The sequence below is a fragment of the Kitasatospora sp. NPDC094015 genome, assembly GCF_040304075.1.
Lineage (GTDB): Bacteria > Actinomycetota > Actinomycetes > Streptomycetales > Streptomycetaceae > Kitasatospora.
Genome location: NZ_JBEOUL010000004.1, coordinates 118,534 through 131,894, shown reverse-complemented (window position 1 = coordinate 131,894; position 13,361 = coordinate 118,534). Strand labels below are relative to the sequence as shown.

Annotated in this window: 10 protein-coding genes and 1 tRNA gene; 9 read left to right on the top strand and 2 right to left on the bottom strand. The window is 72.2% G+C overall.

Annotated elements, in window-relative coordinates; all coding sequences use genetic code 11:
* Nucleotides 1–97 precede the first annotated feature (97 nt).
* Together ABT014_RS06875 and ABT014_RS06870 are read left to right on the top strand one after the other, a co-directional pair.
* On the top strand, nt 98–769 hold the full coding sequence (locus ABT014_RS06875) for a response regulator (RefSeq protein WP_350637590.1): 672 nt from the start codon (nt 98–100) through the stop codon (nt 767–769).
* Nucleotides 766–1,911 (top strand): sensor histidine kinase, encoded by a 1,146-nt coding sequence (locus ABT014_RS06870; protein WP_350637589.1) that lies wholly within the window; start codon nt 766–768, stop codon nt 1,909–1,911. The genes ABT014_RS06875 and ABT014_RS06870 overlap by 4 nt, the downstream gene beginning before the upstream one ends.
* 97 nt (nt 1,912–2,008) lie before the next feature.
* Here the strand turns inward: ABT014_RS06870 and ABT014_RS06865 are convergent.
* A tRNA-Leu gene (locus tag ABT014_RS06865) sits at nt 2,009–2,095 on the bottom strand.
* A 405-nt stretch (nt 2,096–2,500) separates the two neighbouring features.
* On the opposite strand from ABT014_RS06865, the gene ABT014_RS06860 reads away from it, so the two are divergent.
* The 6 genes from ABT014_RS06860 to pknB all read left to right on the top strand — a co-directional run bounded on the left by ABT014_RS06860 (nt 2,501) and on the right by pknB (nt 10,876).
* The gene (locus tag ABT014_RS06860) at nt 2,501–3,367 is read left to right on the top strand and encodes an FHA domain-containing protein (protein ID WP_350637588.1); all 867 of its coding nucleotides are present in this window, start codon (nt 2,501–2,503) and stop codon (nt 3,365–3,367) included.
* 12 nt (nt 3,368–3,379) lie between these two features.
* Complete coding sequence (locus tag ABT014_RS06855) at nt 3,380–3,889, top strand: FHA domain-containing protein FhaB/FipA (RefSeq protein ID WP_350637587.1); 510 nt, start codon at nt 3,380–3,382, stop codon at nt 3,887–3,889.
* Between the two features lie 51 nt (nt 3,890–3,940).
* Nucleotides 3,941–5,446 (top strand): PP2C family protein-serine/threonine phosphatase, encoded by a 1,506-nt coding sequence (locus ABT014_RS06850; RefSeq protein ID WP_350637586.1) that lies wholly within the window; start codon nt 3,941–3,943, stop codon nt 5,444–5,446.
* A 39-nt stretch (nt 5,447–5,485) separates the two neighbouring features.
* Nucleotides 5,486–6,955, top strand: a complete 1,470-nt coding sequence (locus ABT014_RS06845) for an FtsW/RodA/SpoVE family cell cycle protein (protein ID WP_350637585.1) — start codon at nt 5,486–5,488, stop codon at nt 6,953–6,955.
* Between the two features lie 97 nt (nt 6,956–7,052).
* Nucleotides 7,053–8,513, top strand: coding sequence for a peptidoglycan D,D-transpeptidase FtsI family protein (locus ABT014_RS06840; protein ID WP_350637584.1), 1,461 nt, complete (start codon nt 7,053–7,055; stop codon nt 8,511–8,513).
* 296 nt (nt 8,514–8,809) lie between these two features.
* Nucleotides 8,810–10,876, top strand: coding sequence for a Stk1 family PASTA domain-containing Ser/Thr kinase (gene pknB / locus ABT014_RS06835; RefSeq protein ID WP_350637583.1), 2,067 nt, complete (start codon nt 8,810–8,812; stop codon nt 10,874–10,876).
* A 254-nt stretch (nt 10,877–11,130) separates the two neighbouring features.
* Here pknB and ABT014_RS06830 read toward each other — a convergent pair whose 3' ends face one another.
* Nucleotides 11,131–12,075, bottom strand: coding sequence for a BRO-N domain-containing protein (locus ABT014_RS06830; RefSeq protein ID WP_350637582.1), 945 nt, complete (start codon nt 12,073–12,075; stop codon nt 11,131–11,133).
* 194 nt (nt 12,076–12,269) lie between these two features.
* Between ABT014_RS06830 and ABT014_RS06825 the strand changes: the two genes are divergently transcribed.
* The gene (locus ABT014_RS06825) at nt 12,270–13,304 is read left to right on the top strand and encodes a GlxA family transcriptional regulator (protein ID WP_350637581.1); all 1,035 of its coding nucleotides are present in this window, start codon (nt 12,270–12,272) and stop codon (nt 13,302–13,304) included.
* Nucleotides 13,305–13,361: the final 57 nt, after the last annotated feature.

Here is a 13,361-nt window from a genome sequence, read left to right as displayed (position 1 = left end):
GGGGTGGCATCACCCGGGCCGCCGGGCCACCGGCCGCCGGCGGCGCCTACGCTCGAAGCAACCACGGGCGAGCGCCCACCGACGAGGAGGAGAGACCATGCCGCCGATCCGCGTCCTGATCGTGGACGACGAGGTCCTGGTCCGCTCCGGTCTCGGCCTGATCGTCGGGTCCGCCCCCGACCTCGAGGTGGTCGGCAGCTGCTCCGGCGGCCAGGCCGAGCAGCAGGTCGCCGCCCTCGCCCCGCAGGTGGTCCTGCTCGACATCCGGATGCCCGACCTGGACGGCATCACCGTGCTGCGCCGGCTGCGCGCCCTCCCGGACCCGCCCGCCGTCGCCATGCTCACCACCTTCGACACCGACGAGTACATCGGCACCGCGCTGCGCACCGGCGCGGCCGGCTTCCTGCTCAAGGACACCGCCCCCGAGCAGCTGGTGCACGCGGTGCGGGTGCTGGCGGCCGGCGGCAGCGTGCTGTCGCCCACCGTCACCCGCAGCGTGATCAGCGGCTACGTCGAGGGCGGCGTCCCCGACACCGAGGCCGCCGTGCTCACCCGCCAGCTCACCGGCCGCGAACTGGACGTGCTGGCGCTGCTCGGCGAGGGCCTGTCCAACGCCGAGATCGCCGACCGGCTGTTCCTGGGCACCGGCACCGTCAAGGACCACATCAGCGCCATCCTCGGCAAGCTCAACGCGGCCAACCGGGTCCAGGCCGCCGTCGTCGCCCACCGGGCCGGGCTGGTCCGCGCCCCGGGGCAGCCCGGCCGATGACCGCCGGCGGCAGATCCCTGCGCGGCTGGGCCACCGGACCGACCGCGGCCCTGGTGCTGCCGGTGCTGCTGGCCGGGGTCGACGCCTTCCTGGTCGGCAAGGACGGCACCTGGTGGGAGCTGCTGCTCTCCTCGGTCGCGGTGGCCGCCCTGCTGCTGCGCCGCCGCTTCCCGGTCCTGACCCTGCTGCTGACCCTGCCCGGCGCCTACGTCGAGTACATCTGGATCGCCCCGATGACGGCGGTCTACTCGGTCGCCGCGCACCGGGCGAGCGTGCGCACCACCACCGTCTGCGCCACCCTGTTCGCGCTGGTCGAGTACTTCCACTGGCCGCTCGACGCGGCGATGTTCGAGGTCGACCGGGACACCGCCCTGAACGCCATCGAGAGCGCCATGCTGGCCGCCGGCCCGGCCGCGCTCGGCCTGCTCGCCCGCACCCGGCGCGAACTCGCCGAACGGATCGTCCAGCTGACCGAGGGCCAGCAGCGCGAGAGCCGGCTGCTGGCCGAACGGGTACTGGGCGCCGAACGCGCCCGGCTCGCCCGGGAGATGCACGACGTGGTCTCGCACCAGGTCAGCCTGATCTCGATCCAGGCCGGCGCGCTCCAGGTGTCCACCGCCGACCCGGTCGCCAAGGACACCGCCCGCACCATCCGCGAGCTGTCCGTGCGCACCCTGGAGGAGCTGCGCCAGATGGTCGGCGTGCTGCGGGCGGCCGGCGCCCGCCGGGACGAGCCGCTCGCCCCGCAGCCCCGGCTGGCCGACCTGCCCCGGCTGATCGAGGGCAGCGGGCTGCCGGTCACCGCCTCGCTGCTGCCCGACGGCCGCCACTGGCCGGAGGCGGTGGAGCGGGCCGCGTACCGCACCGTGCAGGAGGCGCTCACCAACATCCGCAAGCACGCGCCGGGCGCCGAGGTCAGCGTCCGGCTGGCCGCCCGGGGGACCCGGCTGCTGGTGGAGGTGCGCAACGGGCCGCCGGCGCCCGGCGCCGCGAGCGCGCTCCCGGACCACCTCCCCGGCGGCGGCCACGGTCTGGTCGGCCTGCGTGAACGGGCCCAGCTGCTCGGCGGCAGCCTGAGCGCCGACCCGGCCCCGGACGGGGGCTTCACCGTCCGCGCCGTGCTGCCCGCCGCCGGCGACTGACCGCCGGCGACCGACCAGCGGCGGAGCGGCAGCCGTCGACGGGGTGGCCGGCGGACAACACAAAGAGGCCGGTCGGAGTAAATCCGACCGGCCTCAGTGGTGCGCGAGGGGGGAGTTGAACCCCCACGCCCTTTCGGGCACTGGAACCTGAATCCAGCGCGTCTGCCTATTCCGCCACCCGCGCATGGGTGTTGTCGTAGATGCTACCTGATCTTCAGACCCGCTCCGAACCTTCCGGTTCTTCCTGGTCATCCGGCCCGGCTCCCTTTCGGGGCGCCCCTTCCGACGTGGAAAACATTAGCACGGCCCGTGGGGTAGCCCGAAATCCCTTTCCCCGGCCGCCGCCCGGAAGGCCGCCGGTGAACGGGTGATCGAGGGGTTGGGCGCACGCGGACGGGGTAGCCCTGGCATGCCGTTACCACCGAGGGCCGGGTGTGCCGGGGCTCACCCACGGGCACCACATGCCGGGGGAACCGTACGGATGGGCCCGGCGTGGATACGATCAGTACGGAAAACCGCCGTCGACCGCAGACGCCCCGCCCACCCGGCGCGGCCCGGTCGACCCAAACGCCCTGGAAGGGGGTGCCCCGTGGGAGTCCTGAAGAAGTTCGAGCAGCGGCTCGAGGGTCTCGTGAACGGCACCTTCGCCAAGGTGTTCAAGTCCGAGGTCCAGCCGGTCGAGATCGCCGGCGCGCTGCAGCGCGAGTGCGACAACAACGCGACCATCTGGAACCGCGACCGCACCGTCGTGCCCAACGATTTCATCGTCGAGCTCAGCCCGCACGACCACGAGCGGCTCAGCCCCTACGCCGGACAGCTCGGCAAGGAGCTGGCCGGCATGGTGCGCGAGTACGCGGAGGCGCAGCGGTACAGCTTCATGGGCCCGCTCCAGGTGAGCCTGGAGAAGGCCGACGACCTGGACACCGGCCTGTACCGGGTGCGCAGCCGCACCCTCGCAGCCGAGGAGCAGCCACCGGCCGCCCCGCCGCAGGCCCAGCCGGGCTACGGCCGGCCGCCCACCCCGCAGGCGCCCGGCGCCCCCTGGCAGCAGCCCGGCGCGGGCCAGTACGGCACGCCGGCCCCGCCCGCCGCACCCCCCGCCATGCCCCCGGCGCCCCCCGCGATGGGCGGCGGCAACGTCCGCCCGTTCCCCGGCGCGGGCCACAGCGGCGCGAACACGCGCCGCTGGATCGAGGTCAACGGCAACCGGCACCAGATCACCGGGAACGCCCTGGTGCTCGGCCGCTCCACCGAGGCGGACGTCCGGATCGACGACCCCGGGGTCTCCCGCAAGCACGCCGAGATCAGGCCCGGCACACCCGCCATGGTGCTCGACCTCGGCTCGACCAACGGCATCGTGGTGGACGGGCAGCACACCCAGCGCGCTACGCTCCGCGACGGCTCCCGAATCGTTCTGGGGTCCACCACCATCGTCTACCGACAGGTCGAAGGGTAGAGCGGGCCTCCTATGTCAGATCTGACCCTGACGGTCATGCGGCTGGGTTTCCTCGCCGTGCTGTGGCTGTTCGTCATCGTCGCGGTGCAGGTCATCCGCAGCGATCTGTTCGGCACCAAGGTCAATCCGCGCTCCGCGCGGCGGGCCGCCGCCCCGGCGGGTGCTCCGAGCAGGCCGCCGCAGACCCAGGCCAACGCCGCACCGAGCCAGCCCCGGCAGCGCCGCGGCGCCCCCACCCACCTGGTGGTGGTGCAGGGTTCGCTGGCCGGCACCACCGTGGCCCTGCAGGGCCAGACCATCACGCTGGGCCGCGCGCACGACTCCACCATCGTGCTCGACGACGACTACGCGTCCTCGCGGCATGCCAGGATCTACCCCGATCAGACTGGGCAGTGGACGGTCGAGGATCTAGGCTCCACCAACGGCACCTATCTGGACCGGCAGCGGCTCACGTCGCCGCAGCCGCTCCAGCCCGGGATGCCGATCCGTATCGGCCGGACCGTCATCGAGCTGCGGAAGTAGTCAGCGCATGAGGGACAGCACCCCGTCCACCCAGAGGAGGGTAGGGACCGCATGAGTCTCGTGCTGCGCTTCGCCGCCGGGTCCCACAAGGGCTTGATCCGGGAGGGGAACGAGGACTCCGGCTACGCCGGCCCGCGCCTCCTGGCCGTGGCCGACGGCATGGGCGGGGCAGCGGCCGGTGAGGTCGCCTCCTCCGAGGTGCTCGGCTCGATCGTCCGGCTGGACGAGGACGTGCCCGGTGCCGACCTGCTCACGTTGCTGAACGACGCGGTCCAGACCGCGAACGACCGGCTGCGGCAGATGGTCGAGGAGGACCCGCAACTCGAAGGCATGGGCTGCACCCTCACCGCGATGCTCTGGACCGGGCAGCGGATGGGCCTGGTGCACATCGGCGACTCCCGGGCGTACCTGCTGCGGGACGGCTCGCTCAGCCAGATCACCCAGGACCACACCTGGGTGCAGCGGCTGGTGGACGAGGGCCGGATCACCCCGGAGGAGGCCGAGACCCACCCCCAGCGCTCGCTGCTGATGCGGGCGCTGGACGGGCGCGGCCAGGTCGAACCGGACCTGTCGATCCGCGAGGTCCGGGCCGGCGACCGCTACCTGATCTGCTCGGACGGCCTGTCCGGCCCGGTCAGCCACCAGACCCTGGAGGAGACGCTCGGGAGCTTCTACGCCCCGCAGCAGACCGTCCAGGAGCTGATCCAGCTGGCGCTGCGCGGCGGTGGCCCGGACAACATCACCTGCATCGTCGCGGACGTCATCGACGTCGGCGCCACCGACACCCTGAGCGGCCAGCTGGCCGACTTCCCGGTGGTGGTCGGCGCGGTCGCCGAGGCGCAGCCGCACCAGGCCACCGACCCGAACCTGATGAACACCGCGGCCGGCCGGGCGGCCGGTCTCGGCCGCCCGCAGGCCCCGCAGGGCGCCTTCGGCCCGGCCAGCGGCTACGACGGCGGCCAGGCGCCCGGCTTCGGCCCGGCCGAGGGCTACCCGCAGGAGGGCTACGGGGAGGCCGCCGAGGGCGGCTTCGGCGAGCCCTACGGCGAGTACCCGGACGCCGAACAGCCCGACCGTCCCGCACCGGGCCGGCGCCGCCGCAAGCGGCGCGGGCTGAAGGTGACGGTCACGGTGGCCGTCATCCTCGGCGCGCTGGGCGCGGCCGGCTGGTTCGGCTACCGCTGGACCCAGGAGCAGTACTACGTCGGCGCCGACGGCGAGAGCGTCGCCGTCTACCAGGGCATCAACCAGAACCTGGCCGGCATCGGCCTGTCCTCGGTGCACCAGAAGTACGGCGACATCGAGCTGAAGTTCCTGCCCGGCTACCAGCGCACGCAGGTGTCCAACACCATCCAGGCCAAGAGCCTGGGCGACGCCGAGGACCAGGTGAAGCGGCTCGGCGAGCAGGCGACGGTGTGCAAGAAGGTCGCCGCCGGCGCCAAGCCCTCCGCCCCGCCGAGCCCCGCGCCCGGCACCACCGACACGACCACCCCAGGGGGTGTGGCGCCCCTCACCGAGGCGGAGGCGCAGCTGGCCACCTCCTGCCCGACCCAGTAGTGGCCCCCCGGGGTCCAGCCGTCGGGGAGCGGCCGTCACGTGAGCACCTTTGACCTGAGCAGCAACCGCGCGTCCGATCCCGCCCGCCGGCGGGCCAACACCACCATCACGCCCCAGGGCACCCCGAACCGGCGCAACACCGAGCTGGTCATGCTGGCCTTCGCGGTGGTGGTGCCGATGGCGGCTTACGCCAACGTCGGGCTGGCCATCGACAAGAAGCTGCCCGCCGGCATGCTCGAGTACGGGCTCGGGATGGGCGCGCTGGCGCTCGTCGCGCACCTGGTGATGCGCCGCTTCGCGCCGTACGCCGACCCGCTGCTGCTGCCGCTGGCGACGCTGCTGAACGGGCTCGGGCTGGTGATGATCTGGCGCCTGGACAAGGCGGGCAGCCTGCTCGCGTCCAACTACCCGGCGGCGGCCAACCAGCTGATGTGGTCCGGGCTGGGCATCGCCTTCTTCATCGGCGTGATGCTGTTGCTGAAGGACCACCGGATCCTGCAGCGCTACACCTACATCTCGATGGTGGTGGCGCTGGTCCTGCTGGCGGCGCCGGCCTTCTTCCCGGCCCGGGCCGGGGACTTCGGCGCGAAGATCTGGATCCACATCGGCAGCTTCTCGATCCAGCCGGGCGAGTTCGCCAAGATCATCCTGACGGTCTTCTTCGCCGGCTTCCTGATGGTCAAGCGGGATGCGCTGGCACTGGCCAGCCGCCGCTTCATGGGCCTGTACCTGCCGCGCGGGCGCGACCTCGGCCCGATCATCGTGGTCTGGCTGCTGTCGATCCTGATCCTCGTCTTCGAGACCGACCTCGGCTCCTCGTTCCTGTTCTTCGGCCTCTTCGTGGTGATGCTCTACGTCGCCACCGAGCGGACCAGCTGGATCGTCTTCGGTCTGGTGATGTCGATCGGCGGCGCGGCCGTGGTCGCGATGGCCGAGCCGCACGTCAAGACCCGCATCAACTCCTGGCTGGACCCGATGGCGGCCTTCCAGGACCCGCCGCCGGCCGGCACCAGCGAGCAGATCGGCCAGACCCTGATGTCCTTCGGGACCGGCGGGGTCACCGGCACCGGGCTCGGCCAGGGCCGCTCCTGGCTGATCCAGTTCGCCGCCAAGAGCGACTTCATCCTCGGCTCGTTCGGCGAGGAGCTCGGGCTCACCGGCATGATGGCGCTGTTCGTGCTGTACGGCCTGATCGTGCAGCGCGGCCTGCGCACGGCGGTGGCCGCCCGCGACCCGTTCGGCAAGCTGCTGGCGGTCGGGCTGTCCTCGGCCTTCGCGCTGCAGGTCTTCGTGGTGGCGGGCGGGGTCACCGGCCTGATCCCGCTGACCGGTATGACGATGCCGTTCCTGGCCCAGGGCGGGTCCTCGGTGGTGGCCAACTGGGCCCTGATCGCGATCCTGCTGAAGATCAGCGACACCGCCCGCCGCCCGGCCGCCGAGCCCTCGACCGAGCCCGCACCGGGGGCCGGGGCCGGATCCCCGACCGGAGCGGAACCGACCCGGGGCTGAATCCCGTGGTGATCCATGCGGTTGAATCTCACAGAGCTGTGCCACCATCGGCCGAGCCGCACCCCATGACCGAAGAGCGCAGGAGGGGACCCGTCCCGTGAACAAGCCGATCCGCCGGGTCTCGATCTTCTGCCTGGTCCTGATCCTGGCCCTGATGGCCCGGGTGAACTGGGTCCAGGGCGTCCAGGCCGAGGCCTGGGCGAGCAACAAGCACAACGACCGCAACAAGTACGACCGGTACGCCTACCCGCGCGGCAACATCATCGCGGGCGGCCAGCCGGTCACCAACTCGGACTTCGTCAACGGCCTGCGCTACAAGTACAAGCGCAGCTGGATCGAGGGCCCGATGTACGCGCCGATCACCGGCTACTCCTCGCAGTCCTTCGGCACCAGCCAGCTGGAGCAGCTGGAGGACGGCGTGCTGGCCGGCACCGACTCCCGGCTGTTCTTCCGCAACACCCTCGACATGCTCACCGGCGAGCAGAAGAAGGGCGGGGACGTCGTCACCACGATCGACCCCAAGGCGCAGAAGGCCGCCTTCGAGGGCCTGGGCGACAAGAAGGGCGCGGCCGTCGCCCTCGACCCGCGCACCGGCAAGATCCTCGCCCTGGTCTCCACCCCCTCGTACGACCCGGGCAGCTTCTCGGGCGGCGCCAAGGAGGACTCCAAGGCCTGGACGGACCTCAACAACGACCCGAACAAGCCGATGCTGAACCGGGCGCTGCGCGAGACCTATCCGCCCGGCTCGACCTTCAAGCTGATCACCGCGGCGACCGCGTTCGAGACCGGGCTGTACAAGAACGTCGACGACGCCACCCAGACCCCGAAGCCGTTCATCCTGCCCGGCACCAGCACCGAGCTGAAGAACGCCAGCCCCACCGAGGACTGCGAGAACGCCACCGTCGAGCACGGGATGGACCTGTCCTGCAACACCGTGTTCGGCAAGATGGGCGCCGACCTCGGCAAGGAGAAGCTGCGGGCGCAGGCGGAGAAGTTCGGCTTCAACAACGGCAAGATCGACACCCCGATCCGGGCCGTCACCAGCGTCTTCCCGTCCAACTCCAGCCCGGACGGCACCGCGATGGACGCCATCGGCCAGCACGACACCCGGGCCACCCCGCTGCAGATGGCCATGGTCGCCGCCGCGATCTGCAACAACGGCAGCCTGATGCAGCCCTACCTGGTCGCCCAGGAGCGCTCGGCCAACCTCGACGTGATCTCCAACCACACCGAGCACCAGCTGAGCCAGGCGGTCAGCCCGGGCACCGCGCAGAAGCTCCAGCAGCTGATGGAGAGCGTGGTGCAGAACGGCACCGGCTCCAAGGCCAAGATCAACGGCGCCACCGTCGGCGGCAAGACCGGCACCGCCCAGCACGGCCAGGACAACAGCGGCCTGCCGTTCGCCTGGTTCATGTCCTACGCCAAGGGCGCGGACGGCAAGCAGGTCGCGGTCGCCGTGGTGGTCGAGGACGGCGCGGCCGAGCGCAACGAGATCAGTGGTGGATCGATCGCCGCGCCGATCGCCAAGGCCGTCATGGAGGCGGTCGTCAACAAGTAGGCCCGTGGGTCGCCGCCCGACCGATCAGGACCGACGCCGCCCGCTTTTACCCGGAGATTGTCACAATAGGACGGTCCCGGTCGATACCGGTCTGGTCTCAGCTGGCGGGCTCGTCCGGCTCGCGGAGGTTGGCCCGGTAGCGTATCCGCAAGCAGCGGGTCTGCCCGCCGCACACCCACGGCCCGGGCCGTGGGCCGGGACCGCGAAACCAACGCGGGCCCCGGATGCGTCCAAGAGAGCGTGCGGGGACACCTACGTCACATCCTCACCGACCGGTGGGGGAGAGGGTCGGAACTATGGAAGAGCCTCGTCGCCTCGGCGGCAGGTACGAGCTCGGCGGCGTCCTCGGACGCGGCGGCATGGCCGAGGTCTACCTCGCCCATGACACCCGGCTCGGCCGTACGGTCGCCGTGAAGACCCTCCGCGCCGACATGGCCCGAGACCCGTCCTTCCAGGCCAGGTTCCGCCGCGAGGCCCAGTCCGCGGCCTCCCTCAACCACCCCGCCATCGTCGCCGTGTACGACACCGGCGAGGACTACATCGACGGCATCTCGATCCCGTACATCGTGATGGAGTACGTCGAGGGGTCCACCCTGCGCGAGCTGCTGCACTCCGGGCGGCGGCTGCTGCCCGAGCGCGCGCTCGAGATGACCATCGGCATCCTCCAGGCGCTGGAGTACTCGCACCGGGCCGGCATCGTCCACCGCGACATCAAGCCCGCCAACGTGATGCTCACCCGGCAGGGCAACGTCAAGGTCATGGACTTCGGCATCGCCCGCGCGATGGGCGACGCCGGCATGACGATGACGCAGACCTCCGCCGTGATCGGCACCGCCCAGTACCTCTCCCCCGAGCAGGCCAAGGGCGAGACCGTCGACGCCCGCTCGGACCTCTACTCCACCGGCTGCCTGCTCTACGAGCTGCTCACCGTGCGCCCGCCGTTCGTCGGCGACTCCCCGGTCGCGGTCGCGTACCAGCACGTCCGCGAGGAGGCCCAGCCGCCGTCCGCGTACGACCCCGAGGTGCGGCCCGAGATCGACGCCATCGTGCTCAAGGCGCTCGCCAAGGAGCGGGACTACCGCTACCAGAGCGCCGACGAGATGCGCGACGACATCGAGCGCTTCCTGGACGGCCTCCCGGTCGCCGCCGCCCAGCAGGCCGCGTACGGCATGGGTGCGGCGGGCTACGGCTACGACCAGGGCGGCGCCCAGTACGACCCGTACGGCCAGACCAACCTGCTCCCGCAGCAGGGCGCGGCCGGCCCGACCACCATGCTGCCGCAGGTCGGCAACGCCCAGGGCGGCTACGGCTACCCGCCCCAGGAGAACGGCTACGGCGGCGGTGGCGGCTACGACGACGGCTACAACGGTGGTGGCGGGGGCGGCGGCCGTCGGCGCGAGGAGCCGCCGAAGAAGAACAACACCTCCTGGATCATCCTCGCCGTGGCGGCGGTGCTGGTCCTGGTCGGCGCGTTCTTCGTGGTCCAGGCCATGGTCAAGACCGGCGACAGCGCGGGCGGCAAGACCACCGCGCCGAGCCTGGTCGGCAAGAGCCTGGCGGAGGCGCAGAACGCCGCCAAGGCGCAGAACCCGTCGCTGAGCGTGCAGGCCGGCGACCCGGTCGCCTGCCCCGACACCAAGATCCAGAAGGATCAGGTCTGCACCCAGGACCCGCCGGCCACCACCCAGATCGCCGCCAACACAGTGATCAAGGTCCAGCTGTCCTCCGGCCCCGCCGCGGTCGACCTGCCCGACTTCACCGGCAAGAGCCTGAACGACGCCTCGGCCGCCCTGCAGAAGGCCGGCTTCGTGGTCGGCCCGCCGGTCTACAAGACCGACGACACCGTGCCGCAGGACAGCGTCATCTCGCAGAACCCGCCGGCCGGCAAGGCCGCCGCCGGGGCCACCGTCACGCTCACGGTCTCCCAGGGCCAGGGCAAGATCCCGGTGCCCACCGTGATCAACCAGACCCAGGACGCGGCCACCCAGCAGCTCACCGACGCCGGGTTCAAGGTGACCGTCAAGACCCAGCCGGTCACCGACCCCACCAAGGTCGGACTGGTCAGCGACCAGACGCCGAAGAACACCTCGGCCAAGCGGGACAGCACCGTCACCATCACGGTCGGCAAGCAGCCGGACAAGGTCCAGATCCCCGACCTCAAGGGCAAGACGGTCAAGGACGCCACCGCCGCGCTGCAGAAGGCCGGCCTGGTCTGGACGTTCACAGGCGCCGGCGGCGACAGCACCAACGTCGTCCAGAACACCAACCCCGGCCCCAACAACCTGGTGGACGCCGGCAGCAGCGTCCAGCTGTTCACCCTGCCGGGCAGGCCCGACGGTGGCACGCCGGGCGGCAACAACTGACAGCCGTGTCACCGGAGGGGCCGTGCGGATCGCACGGCCCCTCCGGGCTTTCCCGGCACCCGAGGACGCCGGCCGCTGAAGCTCCTCCGACTAGGCCCTCTCTTCCGGATCTTGCCGGGCGCACGACGCCGGGCATCCCGGCTGGACGCACCGGCGAAACGCCCAAGTGCACCCAGCACGAGGACGTTCCGCCGGCACGCCCAGCCGGGCGCCCACCGCCGCGCGCTGATCCGACAAGATCCGAAAGAGAGGGCCTAGGCCTGGAACACGCCCGGGCCGATGTCCTGCAGCACCAGCTGGCGCATGATCGCCACGCCCTGCGGCAGCACCAGCGGCTGGTGGTGGTGCACGCAGGGCCAGCCGTGCGCGGCGCCGCTGATCCGGCGCACCCGGAACAGCACGGCGAGCCGCCGGTCGGTCAGCGAGTAACCGCTGTGGGGCGCGGACAGCCGCCGCAGCAGCCCGGCGTCGCAGGCCGTCTCGAACAGCTCGTGCCGGCTCAGCCCCGGGCGGCCGATCTCCAGGGCCAGCAGCTCGGCGAGCGCGTCGAAGGTCAGCGCCTCCTCGGGGATGTCCTGGTGCCTGATCGGCTCCCCCTCGGGCGCCGGGCGCGCCGGGCCGGCCGCGCGCTGCGGCGGCACCCCGGGCCGGGCACCCGCCTCCAGGGTTTCGATCAGCCGGCTGATCCGTTCGTCAAGGCCTTCGATCGCCCGGCCGTTGGCACCCACCGCCGCGGTGACCGCCGCCTCGGCCCGCCGGGCCGCCACCCGGGCCTCGGCACCGAAGGCCTCGGCGGCGGCCCGGGCCACCAGGCGGAAGAACTGCATCGTCTCCGGCGAAACCTGCGGCGCCTGGTCCTCGTCCACCGCGTAGCGGCCGGTCCGCCGGATCGACGGGATCACCTCGTGGGTGATCCAGCGCTTGAACGCCCGCGCCTGCGGCTTGCGGGAGCGGAGCACCAGCGAGTAGAGACCGGGCTCGTTGATGACGGAAACCTGCTGGTCACCGCCAAGGGTCTTCATACTGTGAAGCCCCTTTTCGTCCTCGTCGAGAGCGTCCAGCGCCCTGGTCGGATTGATGATCTCCAGGACGGCGCAGACGTCCCTCGCCACCCACCAGGGGTCGCCGTCGATCGTGACCACCCTCACCTCGTGCCCGTCGAAGTCGAACTGGGCCGGCGTTCCGTTCGTGTTCGTCATACCCGGCACAACGACGCACCCGGGTGACGGAGAACCGGTTACCTGAAAGTAGGTCAGTGTGACCCGGGGGCGCGGGAATCACTCCCCCGGCGTACGCTCCGCCGGCCGCACCGGTTCACCCCCGACCGATCGCGGCGACCCCGTTTTCGACCGGACCGATTGGCCGCACCCCGAGCAAGTGAGAGGATCCGGCCATGCACCAGGTCGTCGTCCTCGCCCTCCCCGGCGTCATCCCCTTCGAACTCGGCATCCCGGCCAAGGTCTTCGGCCTGGCGTACGGCCCCGACGGGCAGCCGCTCTACCGGGTCACCACCTGCAGCCCGGACGGGCGGCCGGTGCCCACCAACTCCGACTTCTCGATCGCCGTCGAACACGACGCGAGCGCCCTGGAACGCGCCGACACCGTGGTGATCGCCCCGAGCTACCACCCGTCGGTCCTGAACGGCGAGCTCCCGCCGGGCCTGCGCGAGGCACTGGCCCGGGCCCGCCCCGGCACCCGCTGGGTGTCCATCTGCACCGGCTCGTTCGTGCTGGCCGCCGCCGGTCTGCTGGACGGCCGGCCCTCGACCACCCACTGGTTCCACACCGATCGCTACCGGCAGCTCTTCCCGCGCACCCGGCTCGACCCGGACGTGCTGTTCACCGACGACGGGGACGTGCTGACCTCCGCGGGCGCCGCCGCCGGCCTGGACCTCTGCCTGCACCTGCTCCGCCGGGACCACGGCACCGAGGTCGCCAACCGGACCGCCCGCCGCTGCGTGGTGCCCGCCTGGCGGGAAGGCGGCCAGGCCCAGTTCGTCGAGCGCCCCGTCCCCCCGCCGACCGGCGCCGACACCGCCGCCGCCCACGACTGGGCCCTGCGCGAACTGCACCGCCCGCTCCAGCTGGCCGAACTCGCCCACCGGGCGGGCATGAGCGTGCGCACCTTCAGCCGGCGCTTCCTCGCCGAGACCGGCCAGACGCCCGGCCAGTGGCTGACCGCCCAGCGCCTCGGCCTGGCCCGCGGCCTGCTGGAGGGCACCGACCTGCCGATCGACCAGGTCGCCGAGCGCTCCGGCTTCGGCAGCGCCGCCTCGCTGCGCCAGCACCTGGCCGCCTCGCTCGGCGTCTCCCCCGCCGCCTACCGGCGGACCTACCGCGGCTCCCCGCGCCTCCAGCGCGTCCCGACGGCCGCCCCGCACCGGGAGACCACCCCGGGCGCCCGCCCGCGGCACCAGCCGGCCCGGTAGGGCCCCGGAAGGCCCCGGAAGGCCTGAGCGGGCCGGCAGGGCGCCTCTACGCGCCCG

What these genes read in the sequence shown, in the direction of transcription:
- ABT014_RS06870 (WP_350637589.1), top strand. Translation starts at nt 766, where the DNA reads ATGACCGCCGGCGGCAGATCCCTGCGCGGCTGGGCCACCGGACCGACC.
- ABT014_RS06850 (WP_350637586.1), top strand. Translation starts at nt 3,941, where the DNA reads ATGAGTCTCGTGCTGCGCTTCGCCGCCGGGTCCCACAAGGGCTTGATC.
- ABT014_RS06830 (WP_350637582.1), bottom strand. Translation starts at nt 12,075, where the DNA reads ATGACGAACACGAACGGAACGCCGGCCCAGTTCGACTTCGACGGGCAC.
- ABT014_RS06875 (WP_350637590.1), top strand. Translation starts at nt 98, where the DNA reads ATGCCGCCGATCCGCGTCCTGATCGTGGACGACGAGGTCCTGGTCCGC.
- ABT014_RS06825 (WP_350637581.1), top strand. Translation starts at nt 12,270, where the DNA reads ATGCACCAGGTCGTCGTCCTCGCCCTCCCCGGCGTCATCCCCTTCGAA.
- ABT014_RS06855 (WP_350637587.1), top strand. Translation starts at nt 3,380, where the DNA reads ATGTCAGATCTGACCCTGACGGTCATGCGGCTGGGTTTCCTCGCCGTG.
- pknB (WP_350637583.1), top strand. Translation starts at nt 8,810, where the DNA reads ATGGAAGAGCCTCGTCGCCTCGGCGGCAGGTACGAGCTCGGCGGCGTC.